Annotated in this window: 28 protein-coding genes; 15 read left to right on the forward strand and 13 right to left on the reverse strand. The window is 71.3% G+C overall.

Translation table 11 applies throughout. The annotated features are described in order from the left end of the window. Nucleotides 1-92: 92 nt before the first annotated feature. The 7 genes from FM069_RS08385 to bioB form a co-directional block, all read right to left on the reverse strand. The gene (locus FM069_RS08385) at nucleotides 93-719 is read right to left on the reverse strand and encodes a putative metalloprotease CJM1_0395 family protein (protein ID WP_143487846.1); all 627 of its coding nucleotides are present in this window, start codon (nucleotides 717-719) and stop codon (nucleotides 93-95) included. 55 nt (nucleotides 720-774) lie between these two features. Then, nucleotides 775-1,035: a flagellar basal body rod C-terminal domain-containing protein gene (locus FM069_RS08390; protein WP_143487847.1), complete on the reverse strand. Its 261-nt coding sequence runs from the start codon at nucleotides 1,033-1,035 to the stop codon at nucleotides 775-777. 101 nt (nucleotides 1,036-1,136) lie between these two features. Continuing rightward, on the reverse strand, nucleotides 1,137-1,805 hold the full coding sequence (bioD, locus tag FM069_RS08395) for a dethiobiotin synthase (RefSeq protein WP_143487848.1): 669 nt from the start codon (nucleotides 1,803-1,805) through the stop codon (nucleotides 1,137-1,139). Continuing rightward, the gene (gene bioC, locus FM069_RS08400) at nucleotides 1,805-2,602 is read right to left on the reverse strand and encodes a malonyl-ACP O-methyltransferase BioC (RefSeq protein WP_143487849.1); all 798 of its coding nucleotides are present in this window, start codon (nucleotides 2,600-2,602) and stop codon (nucleotides 1,805-1,807) included. Before bioC ends, bioD begins: the two co-directional genes overlap by 1 nt. Next, the gene (locus FM069_RS08405; RefSeq protein ID WP_143487850.1) at nucleotides 2,595-3,335 is read right to left on the reverse strand and encodes an alpha/beta fold hydrolase; all 741 of its coding nucleotides are present in this window, start codon (nucleotides 3,333-3,335) and stop codon (nucleotides 2,595-2,597) included. The genes bioC and FM069_RS08405 overlap by 8 nt, the downstream gene beginning before the upstream one ends. Further along, a complete protein-coding gene (gene bioF / locus FM069_RS08410; protein WP_143487851.1) occupies nucleotides 3,328-4,515 on the reverse strand; it encodes an 8-amino-7-oxononanoate synthase in 1,188 nt (395 codons plus the stop codon). The genes FM069_RS08405 and bioF overlap by 8 nt, the downstream gene beginning before the upstream one ends. A gap of 105 nt (nucleotides 4,516-4,620) precedes the next feature. Next, complete coding sequence (gene bioB / locus FM069_RS08415) at nucleotides 4,621-5,679, reverse strand: biotin synthase BioB (RefSeq protein WP_143487852.1); 1,059 nt, start codon at nucleotides 5,677-5,679, stop codon at nucleotides 4,621-4,623. A 219-nt stretch (nucleotides 5,680-5,898) separates the two neighbouring features. Here bioB and FM069_RS08420 point away from each other — a divergent pair, with 219 nt between their 5' ends. The 5 genes from FM069_RS08420 (at nucleotide 5,899) to rarD (ending at nucleotide 10,102) form a co-directional block, all read left to right on the forward strand. Then, nucleotides 5,899-6,192 carry a hypothetical protein gene (locus FM069_RS08420; protein WP_143487853.1) on the forward strand — a complete coding sequence of 98 codons (294 nt, stop codon included), beginning with the start codon at nucleotides 5,899-5,901 and terminating at the stop codon, nucleotides 6,190-6,192. Between the two features lie 91 nt (nucleotides 6,193-6,283). Further along, on the forward strand, nucleotides 6,284-7,039 hold the full coding sequence (locus FM069_RS08425) for a ComF family protein (protein ID WP_143487854.1): 756 nt from the start codon (nucleotides 6,284-6,286) through the stop codon (nucleotides 7,037-7,039). Nucleotides 7,040-7,102: 63 nt separating this feature from the next. Further along, nucleotides 7,103-7,858, forward strand: a complete 756-nt coding sequence (locus tag FM069_RS08430) for a TOBE domain-containing protein (protein WP_143487855.1) — start codon at nucleotides 7,103-7,105, stop codon at nucleotides 7,856-7,858. Between the two features lie 182 nt (nucleotides 7,859-8,040). Next, the gene (locus FM069_RS08435) at nucleotides 8,041-9,015 is read left to right on the forward strand and encodes a serine/threonine protein kinase (protein WP_143487856.1); all 975 of its coding nucleotides are present in this window, start codon (nucleotides 8,041-8,043) and stop codon (nucleotides 9,013-9,015) included. Between the two features lie 202 nt (nucleotides 9,016-9,217). After that, the gene (gene rarD / locus FM069_RS08440) at nucleotides 9,218-10,102 is read left to right on the forward strand and encodes an EamA family transporter RarD (protein WP_143487857.1); all 885 of its coding nucleotides are present in this window, start codon (nucleotides 9,218-9,220) and stop codon (nucleotides 10,100-10,102) included. A 213-nt stretch (nucleotides 10,103-10,315) separates the two neighbouring features. Here rarD and FM069_RS08445 read toward each other — a convergent pair whose 3' ends face one another. Then, on the reverse strand, nucleotides 10,316-10,840 hold the full coding sequence (locus tag FM069_RS08445) for a glycine cleavage system protein R (protein ID WP_143487858.1): 525 nt from the start codon (nucleotides 10,838-10,840) through the stop codon (nucleotides 10,316-10,318). 111 nt (nucleotides 10,841-10,951) lie between these two features. Then, nucleotides 10,952-11,452, reverse strand: a complete 501-nt coding sequence (locus FM069_RS08450; protein ID WP_143487859.1) for a GNAT family N-acetyltransferase — start codon at nucleotides 11,450-11,452, stop codon at nucleotides 10,952-10,954. A gap of 321 nt (nucleotides 11,453-11,773) precedes the next feature. Between FM069_RS08450 and FM069_RS08455 the strand changes: the two genes are divergently transcribed. Beyond that, nucleotides 11,774-13,951 carry a malate synthase G gene (locus FM069_RS08455; protein WP_143487860.1) on the forward strand — a complete coding sequence of 726 codons (2,178 nt, stop codon included), beginning with the start codon at nucleotides 11,774-11,776 and terminating at the stop codon, nucleotides 13,949-13,951. A gap of 54 nt (nucleotides 13,952-14,005) precedes the next feature. Here the strand turns inward: FM069_RS08455 and FM069_RS08460 are convergent, their stop codons facing one another. Continuing rightward, the gene (locus tag FM069_RS08460; protein ID WP_143487861.1) at nucleotides 14,006-14,515 is read right to left on the reverse strand and encodes a response regulator; all 510 of its coding nucleotides are present in this window, start codon (nucleotides 14,513-14,515) and stop codon (nucleotides 14,006-14,008) included. Nucleotides 14,516-14,728: 213 nt separating this feature from the next. Here FM069_RS08460 and FM069_RS08465 point away from each other — a divergent pair, with 213 nt between their 5' ends. The 9 genes from FM069_RS08465 (at nucleotide 14,729) to FM069_RS08505 (ending at nucleotide 24,516) form a co-directional block, all read left to right on the forward strand. Further along, entirely contained in the window at nucleotides 14,729-16,675 is a 1,947-nt protein-coding gene (locus FM069_RS08465) for a putative nucleotidyltransferase substrate binding domain-containing protein (protein WP_143488058.1), read from the forward strand. Further along, nucleotides 16,672-17,388: a 3'-5' exonuclease gene (locus tag FM069_RS08470; protein ID WP_143487862.1), complete on the forward strand. Its 717-nt coding sequence runs from the start codon at nucleotides 16,672-16,674 to the stop codon at nucleotides 17,386-17,388. Before FM069_RS08465 ends, FM069_RS08470 begins: the two co-directional genes overlap by 4 nt. 135 nt (nucleotides 17,389-17,523) lie before the next feature. After that, the gene (locus tag FM069_RS08475; RefSeq protein ID WP_233282007.1) at nucleotides 17,524-18,042 is read left to right on the forward strand and encodes an RNA polymerase sigma factor; all 519 of its coding nucleotides are present in this window, start codon (nucleotides 17,524-17,526) and stop codon (nucleotides 18,040-18,042) included. After that, nucleotides 18,039-18,998: a FecR domain-containing protein gene (locus tag FM069_RS08480; protein WP_233282008.1), complete on the forward strand. Its 960-nt coding sequence runs from the start codon at nucleotides 18,039-18,041 to the stop codon at nucleotides 18,996-18,998. Before FM069_RS08475 ends, FM069_RS08480 begins: the two co-directional genes overlap by 4 nt. Before the next feature lie 113 nt (nucleotides 18,999-19,111). Beyond that, a complete protein-coding gene (locus tag FM069_RS08485; RefSeq protein ID WP_143487864.1) occupies nucleotides 19,112-21,520 on the forward strand; it encodes a TonB-dependent receptor in 2,409 nt (802 codons plus the stop codon). 40 nt (nucleotides 21,521-21,560) lie between these two features. Then, nucleotides 21,561-22,664, forward strand: coding sequence for a PepSY-associated TM helix domain-containing protein (locus tag FM069_RS08490; protein WP_143487865.1), 1,104 nt, complete (start codon nucleotides 21,561-21,563; stop codon nucleotides 22,662-22,664). After that, the gene (locus FM069_RS08495) at nucleotides 22,661-22,849 is read left to right on the forward strand and encodes a hypothetical protein (RefSeq protein WP_143487866.1); all 189 of its coding nucleotides are present in this window, start codon (nucleotides 22,661-22,663) and stop codon (nucleotides 22,847-22,849) included. The genes FM069_RS08490 and FM069_RS08495 overlap by 4 nt, the downstream gene beginning before the upstream one ends. A 62-nt stretch (nucleotides 22,850-22,911) precedes the next feature. After that, nucleotides 22,912-23,865, forward strand: a complete 954-nt coding sequence (locus FM069_RS08500; protein WP_143487867.1) for a Vgb family protein — start codon at nucleotides 22,912-22,914, stop codon at nucleotides 23,863-23,865. Between the two features lie 27 nt (nucleotides 23,866-23,892). Further along, on the forward strand, nucleotides 23,893-24,516 hold the full coding sequence (locus FM069_RS08505; protein ID WP_143487868.1) for a glutathione S-transferase: 624 nt from the start codon (nucleotides 23,893-23,895) through the stop codon (nucleotides 24,514-24,516). A 4-nt stretch (nucleotides 24,517-24,520) separates the two neighbouring features. Here the strand turns inward: FM069_RS08505 and FM069_RS22040 are convergent, their stop codons facing one another. Genes FM069_RS22040 through creD form a run of 3 tightly spaced genes read right to left on the reverse strand, consistent with a single transcriptional unit; the run spans nucleotide 24,521 to nucleotide 26,324 of the window. After that, nucleotides 24,521-24,646, reverse strand: a complete 126-nt coding sequence (locus tag FM069_RS22040) for a hypothetical protein (RefSeq protein ID WP_267904179.1) — start codon at nucleotides 24,644-24,646, stop codon at nucleotides 24,521-24,523. Then, nucleotides 24,643-24,945: a hypothetical protein gene (locus tag FM069_RS08510; protein ID WP_143487869.1), complete on the reverse strand. Its 303-nt coding sequence runs from the start codon at nucleotides 24,943-24,945 to the stop codon at nucleotides 24,643-24,645. The genes FM069_RS22040 and FM069_RS08510 overlap by 4 nt, the downstream gene beginning before the upstream one ends. Nucleotides 24,946-24,986: 41 nt before the next feature. Beyond that, nucleotides 24,987-26,324 (reverse strand): cell envelope integrity protein CreD, encoded by a 1,338-nt coding sequence (creD, locus tag FM069_RS08515; protein ID WP_143487870.1) that lies wholly within the window; start codon nucleotides 26,322-26,324, stop codon nucleotides 24,987-24,989. Between the last annotated feature and the right edge of the window lie 86 nt (nucleotides 26,325-26,410).

Raw genomic sequence — 26,410 nt, forward strand, 5'->3', positions numbered from 1 at the left:
CGCGAGACGCAAGCGGGCGCCCCAGCGGTCAAACAGGTGTTTGAAACTTACGTTTACCCGCATGCCCTTGTCAAGCTCCCGCCCATCGGTCGTCAGGCGCTCAGGTGCAACGACGATCCGGAATCGGCGCCGCCATCGACCACCTGCCGGTAGGCCGCCACTTGCGCCGCGGGGGCGTCATGGCGGGTGGCGTCCGCCTCCTCGCGGCGCTGCTTCGCCAGGTCGCTGCGGGCCTGGGCCGCCTGGGCGCTGGCGCGGGCGGCGACGCTGAGGTCTTGAGCGGAGGGATCGGCCGGCGCCAGGGCGGCGGCCTGGACGATCTGCATCTGCTGCAGGGTGGTCTCGGGGTCGTCCGACGACGTGCCCACCTGGATGCTCACCTCGCCGCCGACGGCGTAGCGCTTGCCATCAGGGCCGCGCTGGAAGGTGTAGGACGGCGCCCCGGCATAGGCGCCGCCCGCGGCGCCATGGGCCTGCTCGTGGGCGCGCACTGCCCGGTCGCGATTGGCCAGTTCCTGGATGCGTTGCTGGTCCTCGGCCTGCTGGCGCTCGTCGTCGTCATCGGCGGAGCGCCGGTTACCGGCGGCGTCGGAGGATGCGGTGACCGGCGCCTGGCTGGCGCGGGCGAGGTCGGGGGTGGTGTCAGGGGATACGGCGCGCGCCGGCAACGCATACGGCGCCGAAGCGAGGGGAGAGGTCAGCGCGCCGCCGATCTGCATGGAAGAACTCCCTCGCGTGGAAACGAAGGCGCCGCCGATGAACGGCGGCGTGAGGTCAGGCGCGGATGTCGATCAGGGTGCCGAGTACGTCGTCGGCGGTCTTCAGTACGCGGGCGCCGGCTTCCGCTTCCAGCTTGCCCGTGGTCAGGCTGACCATGGCGTCCGGCAAGTCCACATTCGACCGCGCTTGGGCGTCGGACTGCCGCGAGCGGGCCAGGCTGGAACCGGCGATGTCGACAGAGGCCTGGTCGATGCGCCGCTGCCCGGACTGGACGGTATTCAGGCCCGAATAGAAAGCGCTTCCCGAGATTTGCATAGGGCGCTCCTCATGCTGAAAAGGGATGGACACCCCCATTGAAGCAGAAAAAGCGCAAAAAATGTACAGCCAACGCACGCGTGCCGATGCACGGCCTTTATTCAGGGCCGGCGCAGGTGTGCTGCCACCGCCGCGGGCGTCGGGTCGGCCAGATGCGGCACTTGCCCCAGGCAGGGTGCCGGCAGGCGCTCGGCCAGGGTCGCCAGGTTGTCCTCCAGGCGCGCCGTGGCGGGGTCGACCAGGTTGGCGACCCAGCCCGCCAGGGGCAGCCCGTCCCGCAGGATCGCCTCGGCACTCAGCAGCGCATGGTTGATGCAGCCCAGGCGCACGCCGACTACCAGAATCACCGGCAGCCCCAGGGCCACGGCCAAGTCCGCCAGGGTCTCCCGCCCGCCCAGGGGCACGCGCCAGCCGCCGGCGCCCTCCACCAGGGTGAAGTCCGCATGCCGGGCGAGGATGCGCCGGACCGGGCCGGCCAGGGCCGCCACGCTCAGCTCGACCCCCGCTTCCCGGGCCGCCAGGTGCGGGGCGATAGCCGGTGCTAAAGCCAGGGGGTTGACCTCCTCGTAGCGCAGCGCCAGGGAGCATTCCCCCAGCAGCGCCAGGGCATCGGCGTTGCGCAGGCCGTCGGGGCCGGGCTCGCAGCCGGACGCCACCGGCTTGGCCGCGGCGGTGCTCAGGCCCGCCCGCCGTGCCCCGTGCAGCAGGCCGGCGGACATGGTGGTCTTGCCCACCTCGGTATCGGTGCCGGTGACGAAGAAAGCAGGCATCAGGACTCCTTGCGCAGCAGGCCATAGACCACCTGGTAGGTGGCGGGCAGGCCCTCGGCGACCCGCCGGCGTTCGTAGGCCGCCGCCAGCGCCCGCAGCCGGGCACGCCCGGTGAGGCCGCCGGGCCGACCGGGGTTGAGGTTATGGGCACCCAGGGCCTTGAGCTCGCCGGTCAGCTGGCGCAGGTCGGCGAAGTGCAGCACTGCAGGGCGCTGTTCCAGCAGTAGCGGTTGCAGACCGCTGGCCTGGCAGAGCTGGCGATAGCGCTCGAAAGGGCGGAAGCGATTGACGTGGACGAAGCCGTCCACGTCGGCCCAGCTGTCCCGCAGCTCCTGCAAGGTGCCGCTGCACAGGCTGGTGAAGGCCAGCAGGCCACCGGGCCGCAGCACGCGCCGGGCCTCGGCCAGCACGCTGGCGAAGTCGGCGCACCATTGCAGCGCCAGGCTGCTGAATACCAAGTCGAGGCTGGCCGGCGCCAGAGGCAGCCGCTCGGCGTCGCCGGCGAGGAAGTGCCGGGCGCCGCCCTGGGGGCGGGCATGGCGCAGCATGCCTTCGGCGATGTCCAGGGCCAGGCCCTCGGCCGCCGGATAGCGCCGCGCCAGGGCGCGGGAAAAGTGGCCGGTGCCGCTGCCCAGGTCGAGCCAGCGCGTCGGCGCCAGCGTGGGCAGTTGGGCCAGCAGCCGCTCGCCCACGGCCCGCTGGAGCCCCGCCACGGCGTCGTAGCTGGCCGCCGCCCGGGAGAACGAGGCGGCCACCTGGCGTTTGTCGGGCAGCACCGGAGAGGTCGAATCAGGCATGCGGGCGATCCCCTTTGCCGGCCTCGTCGAGGAACGCCAGCAGGCTATCCGCCACCTCCGTCGGACACTCCAGGGGCCAGGCGTGGCCGACCCCGGGGACGCAGCGCACGGTGCCGCCCCCGGGCAAGCCGGCCAGGGCCTCGGCGGCCGCGGCCGGCACCAGGGCGTCGTCCTCGGCGAACAGGTGTAGGCGCGGACCGGGGTAGCGCTGCAACGCCTCGCGCCCATCCAGGTCGGCCAGCAGCGCCAGGCCCGCGTTCAGGACCGCCATCGGGAGGTCGGGGCGTTCCGCTTGCAGGCGTCGGCTGATACCGCGCGGATCGGCAGCGCCCTGGGCGACCAGGGAGACGAAGCGCCGCAGGGTCGCCGGGGCGTCCTCTTGGCAAGCGCTACGGAAGGCGTCGAAGGTGGCGGCGGGCATGGCCGCCGGCCAGTCGGCCCGGGCGCGGAAGCAGGGGGCGCTGGCGATGCCGATCATGCCGGGGCAATCGGCGCCGCGCCGCGCCGCCAGGTGCAGCGCCAGCATGCCGCCGAGGGACCAGCCGGCCAGCCAGGCGCCGGCGGGTACGACGGCATCCAGGCGGTCCAGCCAGGCCTGGGGCGCCGGCCCGTCGGGCAGCGCGACCACCTGAACCACGAGGGACGGCGCCGCCGCGCGAAGGGCATCGGCCAGGGGCGCCAGGGCGGCCGGGCCCAGCGCCCAGCCCGGCAGCAGGACCAGGGTTTCAGCCATGGACGGTCTCCGTGCCGGCGTCGCCGAGTTCACGCCAGGCAGCCGCCAGGGCCTCCAGCAGGCGGTCCACCTGGGCCTCGCTGTGGGCGGCGCTGAGAGTAACCCGCAGGCGTGCGCTGCCGGCCGGCACCGTGGGCGGGCGGATCGCCCCCACCAGCAGGCCGCGGGCCCGCAGCAGGGCGGACAGGCGCAGGGCGCGGGCGCTGTCGCCGACGCGGACCGGCTGGATCGGCGTCGGGCTGTCCATCAGGTCCAGGCCGATCGCCGCGGCGCCCTGGCGGAAGCGCGCGATCAGGCGGTTCAGGTGTTCCCGCCGCCAGCCCTCGCTGCGCAGCAGCGCCAGGCTCTTCAGGCTGGCGCACGCCACCGCCGGCGGCTGGCTGGTGGTGTAGATGTAGGGGCGGGCGAACTGGATCAGGGTCTCGATCAGCGCTTCGCTGCCGGCGACGAAGGCGCCGGCCGTGCCGAAGGCCTTGCCGAGGGTTCCCACCAGCACCGGCACGTCATCCATCCCCAGCCCGAAGTGCTCGACGATCCCGCCGCCCTGGGCGCCCAGCACGCCGACGCCATGGGCGTCGTCCACCATCACCCAGGCCCCGCGGGCGCGGGCGGTGGCGCACAGGGCCGGCAGCTCGGCCAGGTCGCCGTCCATGCTGAACACGCCGTCGCTCACCACCAGGGTGTTGCCGCTGGCCTTGTCCAGGCGGGTGGCGAGGCTGGCCGCGTCGTTGTGCAGGTAGCGGGAGAAGCGCGCCCCGGACAGCAGGCCGCCGTCCAGCAAAGAGGCGTGGTTCAGGCGGTCCTGCAGGACGCTGTCGCCCTGGCCGACCAGCGCCGTGATGGCCGCCAGGTTGGCCATGTAGCCGGTGGAGAACAGCAGCGCCCGTGGCCGGCCGGTGAAGGCCGCCAGGGCCTCTTCCAGGGCGTGGTGCGGCTCGCCATGGCCGATCACCAGGTGCGACGCCCCCCCGCCAGCGCCCCAGCGGGCGGCGCCGGCCTGCAGTGCCTCGATTACCTCGGGGTGGTTGGCCAGGCCCAGGTAATCGTTGGAGGAGAACGCCAGCAGGCGCTCGCCGTCCACCGTCACCTCGGGCCCCTGGGGCGACGCCAAGAGCGGGCGCTGGCGATAGAGGTGCGCCGCACGGCGTTCGGCGAGGCGGGCGGAAAGGTCGAAGGTCATCGGGTCAGGTACCGGCAGGGGCAGGAGCACCGCACGCGGCCCCGCCACCCTACGCGTCGCGGCGGACGCCGGGTGGCGGGCGCGTCAGTCATCCGCCACGAGGCGTCAGGCAGAGGCAGCGTCGTAGAACAGCGCGGAATCCCGCTGCTCCACCAGGGCCTGCTCGATGGCCGCCTGGTGCACCTCGTCGTCGTGCTCCTCGCGGGCTTCGGGCTGGATGCCCAGGCGGGCGAACAGTTGCATGTCCTTGTCGGCCTGGGGGTTGGTGGTGGTCAGCAGCTTCTCGCCATAGAAGATGGAGTTGGCGCCGGCCATGAAGGCCAGGGCCTGCATCTGCTCGTTCATCTGCTCGCGGCCGGCGGACAGCCGCACGTGGGACTTCGGCATCAGGATGCGCGCCACCGCCAGGGTGCGGATGAAGTCGAAGGGGTCCACGTCCTCCGCCTCGGCCAGGGGCGTGCCCTTGACCTTCACCAGCATGTTGATGGGTACCGATTCCGGGTGCTCCGGCAGGTTGGCCAGCTGGATCAGCAGCCCGGCACGGTCGTCCAGGGACTCGCCCATGCCGAGGATGCCGCCGGAACAGATCTTCATGCCGGCGTCGCGCACGTAGGCCAGGGTCTGCAGGCGCTCGCCATAGGTGCGGGTGGTGATGATGTTGCCGTAGAACTCCGGCGAGGTGTCCAGGTTGTGGTTGTAGTAGTCGAGCCCGGCCTCGGCCAGGGCCTGGGTCTGCTCCTGGTCCAGGCGGCCCAGGGTCATGCAGGTCTCGAGGCCCAGGCGCTTGACGCCCTTCACCATCTCCAGCACGTAGGGCATGTCCTTGGCGGACGGATGCTTCCAGGCCGCGCCCATGCAGAAGCGGGTGGAGCCGATGGCCTTGGCCTGGGCGGCGGCCTCCAGGACCTTCTGCACCTCCATCAGCTTTTCCTTGTCCAGCCCGGTGTCGTAGTGGCCGGACTGCGGGCAGTACTTGCAGTCCTCCGGGCAGGCGCCGGTCTTGATGGACAGCAGGGTGGAGACCTGCACGCGATTGGGGTCGAAATGGGCGCGGTGCACGGTCTGCGCCTGGAACAGCAGGTCGTTGAACGGCTGCTGGAACAGCGCGCGGACGTCCGCGAGCGTCCAGTCGTGACGGGTTTCCAGGTGGGCGGTGGCGCTCATGGAGGGTCCTCGGCGCGCTCGGGCGGCGCTCTTGTGGAAGGGGTGTCTCGGGCGAAAGTCCGGATCAGGCTTCCGGCAATCATTGGGAACCCCTCGGACGCTGTCAACCCGAACCAGGACACAGGTCGACAACTGCTCACGGATTGAACATCGCGCCAGAAACGAACCTCGCCCGCCCCGCGCCACTCCAAGATGCATCCCTCATACGAGACCTCCCCCATGCATGCAGAGGCGTTCTTCGACTGGCTGGGCCATACCGTCGGCCAGGCGATCCGGTTCATCGTCGACCTGTTGTCCGGCGTGCTCGGAACCATCTGGGCGGCCATGGACGATTTCCTCCACGGCATGGCCCGGGCCATCGGCATGGACGTGTCGATCTTCAGCTTCATCCTGCTGGCGCTGGGCCTGCTGTTGCTGTTCGCCGGCATCCGCGCCCTCATGCGCCGCTCCATCATCGGCGGGATCATCTGGATCTTCCTCGGGCTCATCGTCATGAGCTGGCTGATCCACTAGCGCCCCCGCCGGCGTCCGCCTGCCGAGCGGCTAGACTGGCGCACTCCGGGACATCGGTCCCGCAGCACCCCGGCCCAGGGAGGGGCCGACGATGTCCGACACGTTCGTAGCGAGTCTCCGTGCACACCTGCACTGGCCGCCCACCTGGCTGCACCTGCGCGCCGCCTGCACCCTGTGCGGCCTGGGCGCCGACCCGTCCGCCGCCGCGCCGATCTGCCCCGGCTGCCTGCTGGACCTGCCGTGGCTGCAGGCACGCTGCGAGACCTGTGCACTGCCCCTGCCGGTGAGCGGCCAGGTCTGCGGCGCCTGCCTGCGCCGGCCGCCGTCCTTCGAGCGGGTCGAGGTGCCCTGGCGCTACGGCTTCCCGGTGGACAGCCTGGTCACCGGTTTCAAGCATCGCGCCCGCTGGCCCCAGGGGCGAATGCTCGCCGACCTGCTGGCCGAACACCTGCGCCACGCCTTCGCCGAGGGCCTGCCCAGGCCCGAGCTGCTGCTTCCGGTGCCCCTCGCCCGGGCGCGGCTGCGGGCCCGGGGCTTCAACCAAGCCGGCCTGCTCGCCGGCTGGCTGGCCGCCGACCTGGGCCTGGCCCAGCGCCACGACTGGCTACGGCGGGACCGCGACACCCCTGCCCAGCAGGCCCTGGATGCCGCTAGCCGCCAGCGCAACCTGCGCCAGGCCTTCGCCCTGGAGCCCCGCGCGACGCCCGCCGGCCGCCACTTGGCCCTGGTGGACGACGTGCTCACCACCGGCGCCACCGCCGAGGCCCTGGCACGCCTGCTGCGTCGCGCCGGGGCCGCCCGGGTGGACGTCTACTGCCTGGCGCGCACGCCGAAGCCCGGCGACTGACCGCATTGACCCGCCGGGAGCGATCGCCCATGGTGGGGCATCGACCGCCACCCGCTCGCCGCCATGTCCCTGCCTGACGCCCTCGCCCACCAGTTGCTGCGCCAGCCGCGGCGCTTCGCCCTGCTGGAGCGGATCGCCGCCGACGGTTCCATCAGCCGCGCGGCCCGGGCGGTGGGCCTGAGCTACAAGGCGGCCTGGGACGCGGTGGACGCGCTGAACAACCTGGCCGACCGCCCGCTGGTGGCGCGCAGCGTCGGCGGGCGGGGCGGGGGTGGCGCGCAGTTGACCGAGGAGGGCCAGCGGGTGCTGGCGCTCTACCAGCGCCTGGAGCGGGCCCGGGCCCTGCTGCTGGGCGGCGAGGATGACCTGCAACTGCTCGGCCGCCTGCTGCTGCGCACCAGCGCACGCAACCAGTTGAGCGGCCGGGTGCTGGTCATCGAGACCGAGGGCCACAACGACCGGGTGACCCTCGCCCTGAACGGCGGCGAGCGCATCCAGGCGCAGATCACCCATGCCAGCACCGAGGCCCTGGAACTGCGGGAAGGCGTGGCGGCGGTGGCCCTGATCAAGGCCGGTTGGCTCGACGTGCAGGCGCCCTCGGCGCCGGTCGCGCCCGGCGACAATCGCCTGGACGGGCAGGTGGAGCAGGTGCTGCCGGCGGACGAAGGGCCCGCCGAAGTGCGCATCCTGCTGCCGGGTGGCCAGGTGCTGTGCGCCCTGGCCACGGCGGAGCGCCTGCAGACCCTGGCGCTGGCCCCCGGCTCACCGGTCTCGGTCCGGGTGGCCGCCAGCCAGGTGCTGCTGGGGACCGCACTCTAGGCGTGCCCGCGACCGGTATGTGCATCGGCATTGCGCCCTCACGCCCCTCACCGGCACCGGCACCGGCGAAGCATCGAAAACCGCGGACCGTAATGAGTCCCCACTCCCGCCTCGGGTCGGCCCGCGCGCCGCCAGGGGCGGGCCGCGCTACACTGGGCGCCCCGTGTTGCCGGAATCGTCGCATGTCCCATCCCTTCGCCGAACTCACCCCCGACCTGGTCCTGGATGCCGTGGAGAGCCTCGGCTACCTCAGTGACGCCCGGGTGCTGGCGCTCAACAGCTACGAGAACCGCGTCTACCAGGTGGGCATCGAGGACGAGCAGCCCCTGATCGCCAAGTTCTATCGCCCGGCCCGCTGGAGCGACGAGGCGATCCGCGAGGAGCACGCCTTCGCCGCCGAACTGGCGGAGCGGGACGTGCCGGTGGTGGCGCCCCTGACGAGGGACGGCGAGACGCTGTTCAGCCACGCCGGCTTCCGCTTCGCGCTGTTCCCGCGCCGCGGCGGGCGGGCACCGGAGCCGGGCAACCTGGAGCACCTGTACCGTCTGGGGCAGCTACTGGGCCGCCTGCACGGGGTCGGCGCGATGCACCCGTTCGCCCACCGCGAGGCGCTGACCGTGGAGCACTTCGGCCATGCATCCCTGGCCACCCTGCTGGAGGGGGGCTTCGTCCCCGCCGCGCTGCTGCCGGCCTACGAGTCGGTGGCCCGCGACCTGCTGGCGCGGCTCGACCGGCTGTTCGCCGACACGCGCTACACGCCGATCCGCCTCCACGGCGACTGCCACCCTGGCAACCTGCTGTGCCGCGACGACGCCTTCCATATCGTCGACCTGGACGACTGCCGCATGGGTCCGGCGCTGCAGGACCTGTGGATGATGCTGGCCGGCGACCGCCAGGAACGCCTGGGCCAACTCGCCGAACTGGTGGAGGGCTACCAGGAATTCCACGACTTCGACGCCCGCCAGCTGCCGCTGCTGGAGGGGCTGCGCGCCCTGCGCCTGCTGCACTACAGCGCCTGGCTGGCGCGGCGCTGGGACGACCCGGCGTTCCCCCGCAGCTTTTCCTGGTTCGGCAGCGAACGCTACTGGGGCGAGCAGGTGCTGATCCTGCGGGAGCAGTGCGCGGCCCTCGACGAGGAACCGCTGCGCCTGTACTGAGCCGGCCCGGCGCGCCGCGTGCCGGTCCCGGTTTTCCGGTCTAGGCCTTCGCGATCACGTTACCGCGAGCCGGCACTACCTGTTCGGCCATCCCCGTCAGGCCGGCACGGTCCGGCGCGACGCAATCCCGCCCGCGCCCGGTCGAAGACTTTCCCCGCAGCGCCTAGAATGGCCGGCTCCCCCGTAGTACCCAAGGACTCCCATGCGCACCGCGAACCCGCGTCTCGGCTATTGCCTCGGTCTCATCGCCTACACCCTCTGGGGCCTGTTCCCGCTGTACTTCAAGGTCATCCAGGCGGTGCCCGCCATCGAGATCGTGGTCCATCGGGTGCTCTGGGCCGCGCTGTTCGGCAGCCTGCTGCTGGGCGTGTGGAAACACCCCGGCTGGTGGCGCGAGCTGCGCGAGAACCCGCGGCGCCTGGCGGTGCTGACCCTGAGCGGCGCGCTGATCGCCACCAACTGGCTGGTGTACGTCTGGGCGGTGAACAACGGGCGCATGCTGGAAACCAGCCTGGGCTACTACATCAACCCGCTGGTCAACGTGCTGCTGGGGCTGATGCTGCTGGGCGAACGCCTGCGTCGCCTGCAATGGCTGGCGGTGGGCCTCGCCTGCCTCGGGGTGGCCCAGCAGATCTGGCACGCCGGCAGCCTGCCCTGGGTGTCCCTGATGCTGGCGCTGACCTTCGGTTTCTACGGCCTGATCCGCAAGAAAGCGCCGGTGGCGGCGCTACCGGGGTTGGTGGTGGAGACCTGGCTGCTGGTACCCGCGGCCATCGCCTGGCTGGTGCTGAACCCGGCCGCCCAGAGCGAGCAGGCCAGCTTCTGGAGCACCTCCCAGGCGCTCTGGCTGATCGCCGCGGGGCCGATCACCCTGTGCCCGCTGATCTGCTTCAACGCCGCGGCGCGCCACCTGCCCTTCGCCACCCTGGGGTTCCTCCAGTACCTGGCGCCGACCCTGGTGCTGCTGCTGGCGGTTTTCGTCTACGACGAGCATTTCGACCCCAGCCGCCTGCTGGCCTTCGCCTGCATCTGGGCCGGGCTGGCGGTCTACAGCGTCGACGCCTGGCTGACCCTGCGGCGCAACTGAGCGAAAAATCACCGCGCGCTTGGAGCCCGCGTGCCATGCGGCGCCGGGCCGATCATCCCGGGGTTATCCACAACGCCATCCCCAGAAGGCGTGCATAACCCCTTGCCGCTGTTCGTTTTTCGGTCGACCCGCGGCAGGCCCCGGCCGCTCCGGGCCCGGCCCGCACGCCCCCAGCTTATCCACAGCGCTGTCCACGCGTGCCGGGGATAACCGTCAGCGCGGCGCCTCGGGGTTCAGGCGCAGTTCCACCATCAGCTCATCGGCCAGGGACTCCAGGTGCGCCTGCAAGGCTTCCAAGGACGCGCCGGCGGGTACCGCCAGCGACGCCTGGGCGTGGAACAGCGGCTCGCCGCTCATGGGCGCCGGCAGCACCTCGGTGTGCAGCCGCTCCAGGTTCACGCCCTGTTCGGCCAGGGCCCGGGTGATGTCGCGGACGATCCCTGGCCGGTCGTTGCCCACCAGATCCAGCTCGATGGCGCGCCCCGCAGCGCCGGGCTCCTGCCCGCCGCCGGCGAACTGCACGCGAATGCCCTGCTCTTCCAGCCCCTGCAGGCCCTGCACCAGGTCGTCGTAGCGGTCGGCGGGCACGGCGATGCGCAGGATGCCGGCGAACTGCCCGGCCATCCGTGCCATGCGGCTGTCCAGCCAGTTGCCGCCGTGGCGGGCGATGCACTGGGCGATGCGCTCCACCAGGCCCGGCTGGTCGGCGGCGATGACGGTGAGTACCAGGTGATCCATGGAAACCTCCTCGGGTTGAATCGGCGAACGGCCTGAAAGGTGGGACCCGGCCGCGGCCCGAACGTCACGGCGCGCGATGCCCCGCCGGAGAACGGTGCCGGCCGGGAGGGCTCAGGAGGCGGGGGTAGACAGGGGCGCGCTGTCCAGGGTCCGCGCCGGCGGACGCCCGCCGGCCAGGCTCAGCCAGTAGGTGTAGAACACGTCGTCGCGCACGTAGCCCAGGCGCTCGTACAGCGCCTGGCCGACCCGGTTGGTCTTCGCCGTTTCCAGCTGGATGCCGCAGGCGCCGTGGTCCTCGGCGAAGGTGCGGGCGGCCTCCATCAGCGCGGCGCCGACGCCGCGCCGGCGCGCCGCCTTGCGCACGAACAGGTCGCTGAGCAGCCAGGCCGGTTCCAGCAGCAGCGAGGCGTGGTAGGGGTAGAGCTGGACGAAACCGAGGGCGGCGTTCCCGTCCCTGGCCAGCAGCAGGTGCGAATCGCCCCGGGCCAGGCGCTCCGCCAGGAAGGCCCGGATGTGAGCAAGAGGCCGCGCCACTTCATAGAACTCCAGGTAAGCGGCGAACAGGCTCGCCAAATCGTCGAGGTCGCGTTCGGTGGCGGGCAGGATGGTCATCGGGATAGGCTCCGGGGCGGCAATCGCTGGAGTATAGGCAAGCGCCGCCGTCGCGCCTGCGGCCCAAGGTCGCGACCGGCATTGGACAATGCCGGGCCATATGTATACCTTCAGAACACCAAAAAGAGACAATATTTATTTAATTTGTATACAAATCAACGTGACTGGAACGTAGCACCGGGTCGTATCGCGACACGCCCGCCGCTGATGTTCTCGCGGAAATTCATGTAGTATGCCGCGTTCCGGACTACAAGATCCGTCGCCGGCTCGCTCGCGACCGCACGCGTGCGAGCCGAAACAGTGAGCAGAGTGAGGCAAGCAATGACTGAACGCGTTCGTGTCGGTGGCCTGCAGGTCGCCAAAGTCCTGTACGACTTCGTCAACAACGAAGCCATTCCCGGTACCGGCCTTTCCGCCGACGCCTTCTGGAAGGGGGCCGAGCAGGTGATCGCCGACCTCGCACCGAAGAACGCTGCCCTGCTCGCCAAGCGTGACGCCCTGCAGGCCCGCATCGACGAGTGGCACCGCGCCCGCGCCGGCCAGGCCCACGACGCCGCTGCCTACAAGGCCTTCCTCCAGGAAATCGGCTACCTGCTGCCGGAGGTGGAGGACTTCCACGCCACCACCCAGAACGTTGACCAGGAAATCGCCCACATGGCCGGCCCGCAGTTGGTGGTGCCGGTGATGAACGCGCGCTTCGCCCTGAACGCCGCCAATGCCCGCTGGGGCTCGCTGTACGACGCGCTGTACGGTACCGACGCGATTCCCGAGGACGGCGGCGCGGAGAAGGGCAAGGGCTACAACCAGGTTCGCGGCGACAAGGTGATCGCCTTCGCCCGCGCCTTCCTCGACGAGGCCGCGCCGCTGGCCAACGGCTCCCACCGTGACGCCCGCGCCTACGTGGTCTACGGCGACAAGCTGGTGGTGAATCTCGCTGACGGCAACGAAACCGGCCTGAAGGAAGCCGCCCAGTTCGCCGGCTTCCAGGGCGACGCCGCGGCGCCCAAGGCCATCCTGCTCACCCACAACGGCCTGCACTTCGAGATCCAGATCGACCCCGACAGCCCCATCGGCCGTACCGACGCCGCCGGCGTGAAGGACGTGCTGATGGAGTCCGCGCTGACCACCATCATGGACTGCGAGGATTCGGTGGCGGCGGTGGACGCCGACGACAAGGTGGTGGTGTACCGCAACTGGCTGGGCCTGATGAAGGGCGATCTGGCCGAGCAGGTCACCAAGAACGGCAAGACCTTCACCCGGGTGATGTACGCCGACCGCAACTACACCGCAGCCGACGGCGGCGCCCTGACCCTGCACGGCCGCTCCCTGCTGTTCATTCGCAACGTTGGCCACCTGATGACCAACGACGCGATCCTCGACGGCCAGGGCAACGAGGTGCCGGAAGGCATCCAGGACGGCCTGTTCACCAGCCTGGTCGCCCTCCACGACCTCAAGGGCGACACCAGCCGTCGCAACAGCCGCACCGGCAGCGTGTACATCGTCAAGCCGAAGATGCACGGCCCCGAGGAAGTAGCGTTCACCGACGAGCTGTTCGGCCGCGTCGAGGACGTCCTCGGCCTGCCGCGCCATACCCTCAAGGTGGGCATCATGGACGAGGAGCGCCGCACCACGGTGAACCTCAAGGCCTGCATCCGCGCCGCCCGGGACCGCGTGGTGTTCATCAACACCGGCTTCCTCGACCGCACCGGCGACGAGATCCACACCTCCATGGAGGCCGGCGCCGTGGTGCGCAAGGCAGCCATGAAGAGCGAGAAGTGGATCGGCGCCTACGAGAACAACAACGTCGATGTCGGCCTGGCCACCGGCCTGCAAGGCAAGGCGCAGATCGGCAAGGGCATGTGGGCGATGCCCGACCTGATGGCGGCCATGCTGGAGCAGAAGGTTGGCCACCCGCTGTCCGGCGCCAACACCGCCTGGGTCCCCTCGCCCACCGCGGCCACCCTGCACGCCCTGCACTACCACAAGGTGGACGTGTTCGCCCGCCAGGCGGAGCTGGCCAGCCGCACCCCGGCGTCCCTGGACGACATCCTCACCCTGCCCCTGGCGCCCCGCACCGACTGGAGCGCCGAGGAGATCAAGCACGAGATCGACAACAACGCCCAGGGCATCCTCGGCTACGTGGTGCGCTGGATCGACCAGGGCGTCGGTTGCTCCAAGGTCCCCGACATCAATGACGTCGGCCTGATGGAAGACCGCGCCACCCTGCGCATCTCCAGCCAGTTGCTGGCCAACTGGCTGCACCACGGGGTGATCACCCGCGAGCAGGTGGAGGAAAGCCTCAAGCGCATGGCCGCGGTGGTGGACCGGCAGAACGCCAACGACCCCGCCTACCGCCCCATGGCGCCGGACTTCGACGCCAGCGTGGCGTTCCAGGCGGCCCTGGAACTGGTGGTGGAAGGCACCCGCCAGCCCAACGGCTACACCGAGCCAGTGCTGCACCGCCGTCGTCGGGAGTTCAAGGCCAAGCACGGCCGCTGAGTCGCCCGCCTGACGAAAAAGCCGCCCTCGGGCGGCTTTTTTCATGGCGTCGGTTCAGGCGCTGACGAGGGTCATGCGCTCCCGGCGGGCGTCTTCCCCGGGCCTCCCCCGCCTCCGCGGCGGCTTCTTCGGCGGCGCCCCGATCTCGTTGCGGATCAGGGTCACCAGCACCGAGGGGTCCACCGGTTGCAGGAGGAAATCCAGCACCTTCAGGTGCAGGGCATCGATGGCGTCCTGCACGTCGGCATCCGCCGAGAGGATGATCGCCGGCAGGGTGGCCCGCGCCGACTGCCGCACCTGGCGGACCAGGGCCAGGCTGTCGTGGGTGGGCAGCGCGGTGACCAGCAGGCCGAGGCCGGGACGCTCCAGCAGCAACGCCAGCGCCTGCTCGCCGTCGGCGACGGTGGCGCAGGCGATGCCCTGGTCCAGCAGGCGCGTAGCCAGGACGTCGCGCGCGGCACCGTCGGCGTCCACCAGCAGCACGCCGGGGTGGCCATGGGGGATGCGCACGATCTCGTCCAGAGCGAGAAGCTCTTCTTCGCTGAGCAGATCGCCATAACTCATGAACCGGTGCCCTCGTCGCGGACTGCACGGACCGCGCTCCGGCAGCCGACCGGAAGACGCGGGCTATGGCTGTGGGATGGACCACGCTGGGCAGAGTTCCGGGTTGCCGGCGCGGCCTGCCGAACGGTGCGCCCGCCACGGCCTAGACTTACGTCCAATGGGCGCCCGGCGCAGCCACCGCGCAGCATGGGATTCCCCCGAGCGGACATGGACATGAGACGACAGGACGATTTCGCCGAAACGGGCAGGCAGGCGGTGCGGCAGAACATCCGCGGCACCATGGAATTCCTGCAGAAATTCCCGCCCTTCAACCAGATGGAAAGCGCCCACCTGGCGTTCCTGGTGGAGCACTGCGTGCTGCGCTTCTACGGCGCCGGGGACGCCATCCTGCGCCCCGACAGCGGGCCGGTGGAGCACTTCTACATCGTCAAGCAGGGCCGCGTGCACGGTCAGCGCCCCCACACGGCCCGGCGCGGCAGCGAGACCACCTTCGAGATCACCACTGGCGAGTGCTTCCCCCTGGCGGCGCTGCTGGGGGAACGCGCCACCCGCACCGAGCACCTGGCCGCCGAGGATACCTTCTGCCTGCTGCTGGACCGCTCGTCCTTCGTGCGCCTGTTCGGCCTTTCCCCGGTGTTCCGCGACTTCGCCCTGCGCGGCGTGAGCGGCCTGCTGGACCAGGTCAACCAGCAGGTCCAGGCCCGCGCCGCCGAGACCCTGGGCGCCCAGTATTCCCTAGACACCACCCTGGCGGAGCTGGCGGTGCGGGCGCCGGTCACCTGCGAGCCGGCGCTGCCGCTGCGGGACGCGGTGCGCCTGATGCATGACCGCCAGGTGGGCAGCGTGGTGGTGGTGGACCCGACACAGCGACCGCTGGGCATCTTCACCCTGCACGACCTGCGCCGGCTGGTGGCCGACCCGGTCACCGACCCGGCGGTGGCGCTGACCCGGCCGATCGCCGAGCGCATGATCCCCTCGCCCTATGCCCTGCCGCCCACCGCCAGCGCCTTCGACGCCGCCACCGCCATGACCGAGCGACACATCGCCCACGTCTGCCTGGTGCAGGACGAGCGCCTGCTGGGAGTGGTCTCCGAGCGCGACCTGTTCTCCCTGCAGCGGGTCGACTTGGTGCACCTGGCGCGGACCATCCGCCATGCCGGGCGGGTCGAGACCCTGGCGGCGCTGCGCGGCGACATCCGCCAGCTGGTGGACCGCATGCTGGCCCACGGCGCCAGCTCGACCCAGATCACCCACCTCATCACCCTGCTCAACGACCACACCGTGTGCCGGGTCATCGAGCTGGCCCTGGAGGAGCTGGGTGACCCGGGCTTGCCTTTCGCCTGGCTGAGCTTCGGCAGCGAGGGCCGCCGCGAGCAGACCCTGCACACCGACCAGGACAACGGCCTGCTGTTCGAGGCGGAGGGCCCGGTGGAGGCGGCGGAGGGCCGCCGGCGCCTGCTGCCCCTGGCCGAGCGGATCAACCAGGACCTGGCGCGCTGCGGTTTCGCCCTGTGCAAGGGACAGATCATGGCCGGCAACCCGCAGCTGTGCCTGTCGCGCCAGGAGTGGAGCCGGCGCTTCGCCACCTTCGTTCGCGAGGCCACCCCGGAGAACCTGCTGGGCTCGAGCATCTTCTTCGACCTGCGCAGTATCTGGGGCCCGCCCGAGGGGTGCGAGGCGCTGCGCCGCCAGCTGCTGGCGGACGTGGCCGACAACAGCGCCTTCCAGCGCCTGCTGGCGGAGAACGCCCTGCGCCAGCGGCCGCCGGTAGGGCGCTTCCGGGACTTCGTGGTGGCGCGCAAGGGCGCCGAGAAGGACACCCTGGACCTCAAGGTGCAGGGCCTGACCCCCTTCGTCGACGGCGCCCGCCTGCTGGCCCTGGCCAACGGGGTGGACGCCGTGGGCACCCTGGAGCGCCTGCGGGCCCTGGTGGCGCGAGACGTCATCGACGAAAAGGACGGCGCCGCCTACGCCGAGGCCTACCACTTCATCCAGCTCATCCGCATGCAGCAGCACCAGCAGCAGGCGCGCCAGGACCTGCCCTACGGCAACCGCCTGGACCCGGACAGCCTCAACCACCTGGACCGGCGCATCCTCCGCGAATCCTTCCGCCAGGCCCAGCGCCTGCAGGGCAGCCTGGCGCTGCGCTACCAGCTATGACGCCGTTCCCCTGGCTGCCCCGGCGACGCCTGCGTGCGCCCCTCGACCCGGACCTGCTGCAGCGCCGCGCGCGCCTGCCGGCCCCGGCGCCCTTCGCCGCGGCGCCGGCGGCCCGCCAGCGGCTGGTGGTGCTGGACCTGGAAACCAGCGGCCTGGACCTGCACCGCGACCAGGTGCTGTCCATCGGTGCGGTGGCCATCGAGGACGGCGCCGTCGACTTCGCCCAGCAGTTTGAGGCCACCCTGCGCCGCGACGGGCAGCGCGAGCCCGGCGCCAGCGTGCTGATCCATGGCCTCGCTCCGAGTGCCCTGGCCGCCGGGGTGGCGCCAGCGGACGGGCTGCTGGCGTTCATGGAATTCCTCGGCGACAGCCCGCTGCTGGCGTTCCATGCCGGCTTCGACCGGCACATGCTGGCGCGGGCGCTCAAGGACAGCCTCGACCTGCGCCTGGCGCACCCTTTCCTCGACGTGGCCGAGCTGGCGCCGCTGCTGTGCCCGGAAGCCGGCCTGGAGCGCGGCGCCCTGGACGACTGGGTGGCGCGCTTCGGCCTGCAGGTGCAGCAGCGCCACCACGCCAGCGCCGACGCCCTGGTCACCGGCGAGCTGGCGCTGATCCTCTTCCACCGGGCCCGCCGCCAGGGGCTGGACGACCTCGCCGGGCTGGCCGACGCCTGTGCCCGGCGCCGCCGCCGGCAGCAGGCGCCGTCGTTCTGAAGCAGTCACCCCCTTCCCCGCGTTCCGCCTCGGCACGACCGGCCGACTGGCCGTGATTGCAGGCGGCCATGCCTGTCTGAGATGATGCTTGCGAATCATTCTCGTTTTTCAGTGCATTCCTGTCCGGAGGCTGCCGTGTCAGCAGGGGAAACGCTCGATCATCGAGGCGTGGGCGCGCTCTATCGCGACCATCGCCCGTGGCTGCTCGCCTGGCTGCGCAAGAGCCTGCACTGCCCCCAGCGGGCCGAGGACCTCAGCCAGGACACCTTCCTGCGCCTGCTGAACCGGCAGGACCTGGCGACGCCGCGGGAACCCCGGGCCCTGCTCACCACCATCGCCCGTGGCCTGCTGGTGGATCACTTCCGCCGCAGCGCCCTGGAACGCAGCTATCTGGACGAACTGGCGCGGCAGCCAATCGCCGAGCAGCCGGACGTGGAAGAGCAGGCCCTGCTGCTGGAGGCGCTGGCGGAGATCGACCGGCTGCTGGGCAGCCTCTCGGCCCGGGCCCGGGCGGCCTTCCTCTACAACCGCCTGGACGGCCTCGGCCACGCCGAGATCGCCAGCCGCCTGGGGGTCTCGGTGCCACGGGTGCGCCAATACCTGGCCCAGGGCCTGCGCCAGTGCTACGTGGCCCTCTACGGGGAACCGCGGTGAACGCCCTGCCGGTGTCGGCGCGGGTGCTGGACGAGGCCATCGGCTGGCGGCTGTGCCTGGACGCGGGCGATGCCGACGGCCAGGCCCAGGCGGACTTCGCCGCCTGGCACGCGGCCCACCCGGAACACGCCCGGGCCTGGGCGCAACTGGCCGGCCTGGACCGCCAGCTGGCGCCGGCCAGCGCCGCTCCGGCCCGACGCGCGCTGCTGCGGGCGCGGCCGATGGCGCGTCACCTGCGGATCGGCGGCGGCCTGCTCGGGGTGCTGCTGGTGGGCGTGCTGAGCCTGGGCCTGCTGGAGCGCCAGCGGCCCCTGAGCGACTGGCTGGCCGATGAACTCACCCTGGGCGGCGAACAGCGCGAGCTGCGCCTGCCGGACCAGACCCGGGTGCGCCTGAACAGCCGCAGCGCCCTGGACGTGCGCTTCGACGCACAGCAGCGGCGGATCGTCCTGCGCAGCGGCGAGATCCTGGTGGAGACCGCCCATGGCGACGACCGCCCGTTCATCGTCGCCACCGCGGACGGCGACCTGCGGGCCCTGGGCACGCGTTTCCTGGTGCGCCGCGAGGCCGACGGCACGCGCCTGACGGTGCTGCAATCGGCGGTGGCGGCGCGCCCGGCGGCCGGTGGCGACGCGCGCATCGTCACCGCCGACCACCAGGTGCTGATGCACGCCGACCGCCTGGAGGCCAGCCACGCCGCGCCGGTGGGCGCCGACGCCTGGAGCCGCGGCATGCTGGTGGTGGAGAACCGGCGCCTGGGCGACCTGCTGGCGACCCTGGGGGAATACCGCGCCGGCCTCCTCGGCGCCGACCCGGCGGTGGCCGACCTGCGCATCAGCGGCAGCTTCCCGCTGTACGACAGCGACCGCGCCCTGGCCGCGCTGCCGCCGAGCCTGCCGGTGCGCATAGAGCGCCACACCGACTGGTGGGTGCGGGTGCGGCCGGCCCAGCCCTGAGGGCGCGAACGGGGCCGGCGAAAAAAATATCGCCGGCCCCCTATCACTTTCGCGCCGTGCTTCGGCAAGGGAATGACCGAACCATTTCCGTCCGCTCCGGAGTTCCACCGTCCATGTCCATGCCGCTCAGTTCCCTGTTCCGCCCGCGCCTGATGGCCGTCGCCGTTGCCCTGGTCGCCCAGCTGCCGCTCCACGCCCACGCCGAGCGCTACCAGCTGCCAGCGGCGCCCCTGGCCGCCACCCTGAACCGCATCGCCAGCGACGCGGGGATCGCCCTGAGCATCGACCCGGCCCTCACCGCCGGCAAGACCGCGCGCCCGGTCCAAGGCGAGTACGAACCCGCCGGCGCCCTGCGCGCCGCGCTGGCCGGCAGCGGCCTGCAACTGGTGCGCGGCGACGCCGGCAGCTACAGCCTGGCGGCCCTGCCGGCCGAAGGCGATGCCCTGGCACTGCCGGACGTGAACGTCGACGCCCGGGCCAGCGTCGAGGACGGCAGCGAGGAAGCCGGCTACCGCAGCGAGAACGTGAAGAACGTCGGCGCCCTGGGCGGCATGCGCCTGCAGGACACCCCTTACTCGGTGAGCGTGGTGCCCCACGAGTACCTGCAGAACATCCAGGCCACCACCATGGACGACGTGTTCAAGCGCAACCCCTTTACCCAGGTCTACAGCCCCACCGGGGCCGGCTACGCCAGTGCGGTGAGCATTCGCGGCTTCGCCAGCGCCGGCAACCTGAACATCGCCAACGACGGCCTGCGCTTCACCACCGCGGCGGACGGCGGCAACTACCTGGAGGAAATGCAGCAGTTGGAAGTGGTCACCGGCCTCACCGGCTTCCTCTACGGCCCGGCCTCGCCCGGCGGGCTGGTCAACTACGTGCTCAAGCGGCCCACCTACGAGCGCTACAACAGCGTCACCCTGGGCAACGCCGGCGGCGAGAACTATTACCTGCACGGCGACTTCGGCGGCCCCCTCGACGAGGCCAAGCGCTTCGCCTACCGGGTCAACGTGCTGGCCCAGGACGGCGAGACCGCCATCGACCTGCAGAAGCGCCGCCGCGAGATGATCAGCGCGGCCCTGGACTGGAACGTCACCGACGACCTGCTGGTGCAGTTCGACGCGTCCCACAAGAAGACCCGGATGCGCGGCCTGACCAGCTACTGGTACATCCCCGACGGCAGCATGCGCCCGGATGCCTCGTCCCTGGACAACGACCGCCTGTACAGCCAGAAATGGGCCTTCTCCGACGACGAAAACGACCGCGTCGGCACCCGCGCCACCTGGCGCCTGAACGACGTCTTCAGCCTGCGCGGCGCCTTCTCCGCCACCGAGTTCACCTCGGAGTACACCTACACCGGCCCGAGCATCTACACCCCGGGCCGCTACGTGCAGGAGCTGTATGCCTTCGCCCCGGAGGACCACGAGGAGAAGTCCGGCTACCTGTTCCTCGACGCCGCCTTCGACACCGGGCCCCTGGGCCACAAGTTGACCCTGGGCTACCAGGGCAACACCGCGCGCACCAAGCAGCACATCGACAACGTGCCGTACCCCGGCCCGCAGTACCAGTCGGTGGTGGGCAGCATCCCCCTGGACGAGACACCCCAGGTGGACAAGCCGGCCTATTCCATCGGCGACCGCTCCCGGCGCCTGGGCTCCACCAGCGAGTCCAACAACTACCTGATCGGCGACGTCATCACCCTCAACGAGCAGTGGTCGACGATCCTCGGGGTCACCCACACCCAGATCAAGAGCTACAGCAACGACTTCGTCTACGCCACCGCCTTCGGCTACGACGAGACCGCCACCCGTTACGACAAGTCCGAGACCTCCCCCAATGTCTCCCTGGTGTTCAAGCCGCTGCCCTGGCTGACCACCTACGCCACCTACATCGAAGGCCTGCAGGCCGGCGGCAGCGCGCCCAGCACGGCGATCAACCGCGGCGTGGCCCTGGAGCCCCAGGTCAGCGAGCAGTACGAGATCGGCGCCAAGGCGACCGTCGGCGAGACCCTGCTGACCCTGGCGCTGTTCAACATCGAGAAACCCAACAGCTACGTGAACGGCGCCAACCTCTATGTCCAGGACGGGCGCCAGGAGAACAACGGCCTGGAGTTCAGCGTCACCGGCAAGGTGCTGCCGCAGCTGACCCTGATGGGCGGCGTGACCCTGCTGGACCCGCAGATCAAGAAGACCCGCCTGGCTGCCAACGAGGGCAACAAGCCCAACAACACCGCTTCGCAGCTGGCCAAGCTGTACGGCGAGTACGAACTGGGCGCGGTGCCCGGCCTGGCCCTCACCGGCGGCGCCTACTACACCGGCAAGCAGTACGTGGACGAGGCCAACAGCGCCAGCCTGCCTTCCTTCACCGTGTTCGACGCCGGTGCCCGCTATCGCACCCGGGTGGCCGAGAACCAGGTGACCCTGCGGGTCAACGTCAACAACCTCACCGACAAGGCCTACTGGCTGAACAGTTCCTACCTGGGCGAGCCGCGCAGCGTGGCGTTCTCCGCCCAGCTGGAATTCTGAGGCCCAGGGTCCCGGCCGCACGCCGGGGCCCGTTCCGCCGATGAAGGCATCCACCATTCGCCGCTGGTCCGCGGTGCACACCTGGAGCAGCCTGGTGTGCACGCTGTTCCTGCTGATGCTGGCCCTCACCGGGCTGCCGCTGATCTTCCACCACGAGATCGACCACCTGCTGGGAGACGCCCCGCAATTGCGGGACCTGCCGGCGGGCACGCCTTCCCTGGAGCTGCAGGCCCTGGTCCGCGCCGCCGAGGCGCACCGGCCCGGCGAGGTGCTGCAGTACCTGGGCTGGGACGACGACGAGCCCCACGCGGTGCTGGCCATCACCGCCGCCCGGGCCGACACCGAGCCCAACGCCTCCCACACCTTCATGCTCGACGGGTGCACCGGCGAGGTCCTGCCGATGCCGTCGGCCAACGGCGGGCCGATGCTGTTCATCCTGCGCCTGCACGTGGACCTGTTCGCCGGGCTGCCGGGCAAGCTGCTGCTGGCGGCCATGGGCGTGCTGTTCGCCGTCGCCCTGGTGTCCGGCACCGTCCTCTACGCGCCGTTCATGCGCCGCCTGGCGTTCGGCACGGTGCGCGAAACCAAGCCGCGCACGCGCTGGCTGGACCTGCACAACCTGATCGGCATCGTCACCCTGACCTGGGCGCTGGTGGTGGGCATCACCGGGGTGTTCAGCGCCTGCGCCGACCTGCTGATCGACGCCTGGCGCAACGACACCCTGGCGGCCCTGGTGGCGCCCTACCGCGACCTGCCGCCGCCCAGCCGCCACGCCCCGGCCGACCGCCTGCCGGCCATCGCCGGCGAGGCCGCGCCGGGCATGCGCCCGGACTTCATCGCCTTCCCCGGCACGCGCTTCTCCAGCGGCCACCACTACACGGTGTTCATGAAGGGTGGCACGCCCCTCACCTCGCACCTGTGGACGCCGGTGCTGATCGACGCCCGCGACCTGGCAGTGACCGCGGTGGGCCAGCGGCCCTGGTACATGGATGTGCTGTCCATGTCCCAGCCGCTGCACTTCGGCGACTACGGCGGGATGCCGATGAAGGTGCTCTGGGCGCTGCTGGATGTGCTCACCCTGGTGGTGCTGGGCAGCGGCCTGTACCTGTGGTGGGTGCGCCGCGCCGCGCGGAGGGCGGCATGAGCCGCCGCGCCCTGCCCTACCGCCGGGTATTCGCGGTGCCGGCGGCGATCGCCCTGCTCAGCGCCGCGGGGCTCGGCGCCGCCCTGCTGGGAGACGGCCTGTGGGACGCCTGCGCCTGGCTCGGCCTGGGCGTGCCCTGCCTGCTGGGGGGCTGGCCCCTGCTGCGCCGCCGGCCCCGGGGCTGAGAAGGCGAACCGGCACGGCGCCGCGGCAGTCCATAGGCCCATGCCTCTGCGGGAGCCGCCCCATGTTCCGAGCCATCGCCCTGTGCCTGTTCACCCTGCTGGCCAGCCAGCCCCTCCGGGCCGACGAGGTCCGTTACTACCCGTTGCCTGAGGGCAGCCACCCGGGCGCGGTGGCGCCCGGCTCCGACGGCCGGGTCTGGTTCACCCTGCCCGGCCAGGGCGCCCTGGGCCGCCTCGACCCGCAGACCGGCCAGGTCGAGCAAGTGCCCCTGGGCCCCGGCGCCCAGCCCGAGGACGTGCTGGTGACCACCGACGGCGCCGCCTGGGTGGCCGATCGCGGGCTCAACGCCCTGTTGCGGGTCGACCCGCTGCGCCTGGGCGTGGAGATCTTCAAGCTGCCCGCCGAGGCCGCGGACGCCGGCCTCGCGGCCCTGGCGCGGGATCACGACGGGCGCCTGTGGTTCACCGGCACCCGCGGCTGGTACGGGCGCTTCGACCCCGCCCATGGGCAGTTCAAGGTATGGCCGGCCGCCGAGGGCGAAGGGCCCCAGGGGATCACCGTGACCCCGGCCGGGGATGTCTGGTACGCCAACCCGCGGGCCCATGCCCTGGTCCGCGTCAACCCGGCCGCCGGCCTCGCCGAGACCCTGCCGGCCGCCCACCCGCAGCAGTCGCCCCAGCGGGTCTGGAGCGACGCCCAGGGCAAGCTCTGGGTGAGCGCCGCCGACGGCGACAGCCTCGGCCACTACGACCCGCTGGCCCGGGAATGGCGCGAATGGCCGCTGCCCGACGGCGCCACCGCGCGGCCCCATGCGGTGTACGTCGACGAGCAGGACCGCATCTGGCTGAGCGACCGGGCGGGCAACGCGCTGCTGCGCTTCAACCCGTTCGGCCACGACTTCACCCCCTTCGCCAGTGACCGGCCCGGCGCCGATGTGCGACAGTTGCGCGGCCGCGTCGGCGAAGTCTGGGGCGCGGAAACCGGCCACGACCGCCTGGTCGTCATCCGCTACTGAGCGCCGCCACACCCGCCGAGGACTCCCATGAGCCTGACTCTGTTCCACTCCCCCTATTCCCCGTTCGTGCGCAAGGTGCGGGTGCTGTTGCACGAGACCCATCAGCAGGAGCGGGTGACGCTGCAGCCGGTGCAACTGACCCCGGTGGAGCCCAGCGACGACCTCAACCAGCACAACCCGGCCGGGAAGATCCCCGCGCTGCGCCTGGAAGACGGCAGCGTGCTGCACGACAGCCGGGTGATCCTCGACTACCTGGACCAGCAGCACACCGGCGAGCCGCTGATCCCCCGGGAAGGCCCGGCCCGCTGGCGCGCGCTGACCCTCGCCTCCCTGGCCGACGCGGTGATGGACGCCAGCGTGCTGCTGCGCTACGAACAGTTCCTGCGCCCGGAGGACAAGCGCTGGGACGGCTGGCAGAACGCCCAGCTGGAAAAGATCGATCGCGGCCTGGGTTACCTGGAGCGGGACGGCGTCGACGAGCTGGCCAGCCGCTTCGACGTGGCCGCCATCGGCGCCGCCTGCGCCCTGGGCTATCTGGACCTGCGTCATCCGGACTACGCCTGGCGCCCGCGCTTCCCGCGCCTGGCGCACTGGTACGCCCAGGCCAGCCAACGGCCGTCCATGGTGGACAGCGCCCCGCCGCCGGCCTGACCGCTCACCCACCGCGGCTCACCGTCGCCTGCTGCCGCGGCGGCGGGCGCGGCGGGAACAGCCGGGCGATCCGCCACGCCAGGCGGCGCCCCTCCTGGGAATCCTCACGCAGGCCGATCCGCCCGCTCATGGCCGCCGGCTCCCGCGAAACAACAGCCAGCCGCTGAGCAGCGCCACCTGCAGCAGCGCCATGCAGAAGCCCAGGAACGACGCCACCGCCGGGTGACGGCGGGCGTGGGCGATGCCGGTCAGGCCGTCCCACAGCCCGTCGGGCAGCAGCCACAGCAGCAGGCTCACCAGGGGCCGGCCGCTGTCCAGCCAGGCCTGGATCGCATCGAAGCGGCCGAGGAACATCAGCAGGGTCAGGGCCGAGACGCCCAGCAGCAGCCCGCCCAGCAGGCACAGGATCACGCGTAGCACGGTATTCATGGGGGGCTCCGGAGCGCGCGCCCGGGGGCGCGCCATGAGGGTCAGTCGGCGGCGCGGACGTTCAGGCCGTACCAGTCCACCCGGCGGGTCAGCGCCATGGTCCCGGCCAGCAGGCCAAACACCAGCAGCGAGCCCAGCAGAAGGGCGTAGTCCTCGGCCCCTAGCAGGCCGTAGAGCAGCCCGTAGAGGGTCGCCAGGGCCGCGCCGAAGCCCAGGCCCCGGGTCCGGCCGCGCAGCACGTGGCTAGCGTAGTAGCCGTTGAGCAGTACGCAGGCGCCGGCCGACAGGCCGTAGGCCGGGCCGAACCCCAGGTGTTCGGACAGCGACAGCAGCAACAGGTAGAACAGCGCCAGGGACAGCCCCGCCAGGGCGTACTGGACCGGGTGCACCGAGCGCCGGCCGATCACCTCGAAGAGGAAGAACACGGCGAAGGTCAGCAGGATGAACAGCAGCGCGTACTTGATCGCCCGCTCGCTCTTCAGGTAGTGGTCCACCGGGTCGATGAAGGCCACCCCCAGGGTGCTGGTGGGGAAGCGCTGGCAACTGGCATCCTGGGCGCAGGCGGCTACCGCTTCCTCCTGGTTGGTGGCGAAGAAGCTGGTCTGCCAGCGGGCGCTGAAGCCGTGGTCGCCGCTTTCCCGCTCGCTGGGCAGGTACTCACCGAAGAAGCTCGGGTGCGGCCAGTCCGAGGCCAGCATGATCCGGCTGTCACGGCCGATGGGGTTGATGGACAGCTGCTCGCTGCCCTGCAGGTCCAGGTCGAAGGCGAACGCCAGGTCCTGCGGCGTCCCGTCCAGGGCCGGCAGCGGGGCATGCACGCCGCTGCCCAGGCGGGCTTCGCCGCTGCCCGGTTCGAAGGCGATGCGCTGACCGTCCAGCTCCAGGCGCAGGTCATTGCGAATGCCGCGGATGTCGCTGACCCCCAGGGCCAGGAACGGCGCCTCGAAGGCATAGTCGGGGAATTCCGCCTCGCTCAGGCCGAAGCGCTCGGGCACCGCGAACTGCCCACTGAAGCGGTTGACGCCGTGGTACAGGCGGGCCTGATAGATGCCGCGGTAGCGCGCCTCGGTGGTCAGCCTGCCGTCCACGGCGAAGCGTTCCGGCAGCAGGTAGAGGCGACCCGCCACCTCCTGCTCCTGGGCGTAGCGGCTGCCGTCCTCGCGGGTGTTCCAGACGGTGAGCCGCTTGCGGTAGGGGACCACCAGCAGCGGGCCGTTGAGCTGCTGAGCGTAGCTGGAGCTGCGGGCGATGTCCGTCAGCACGCCGTCGCGCAGGCGCTGCCGCTCGGTCACCAGGCCGTCGATCATGGTCAGCGGAATCATCAGGAGAAGGATGAGCAGGGCGATGGCGCCCGCTTTGAAGCCCAGGGTGCGGATCATGGCGGTTCTCGTGCAGGGGATGACGAGCCGCAGTCTGGGCGGGCAACGGGGAGCCGGTATGGAGGGCCGGTGGAGACTTCGTGGAG

It is taken from the genome of Pseudomonas mangiferae, assembly GCF_007109405.1.
GTDB classification, from domain to species: domain Bacteria; phylum Pseudomonadota; class Gammaproteobacteria; order Pseudomonadales; family Pseudomonadaceae; genus Pseudomonas_T; species Pseudomonas_T mangiferae.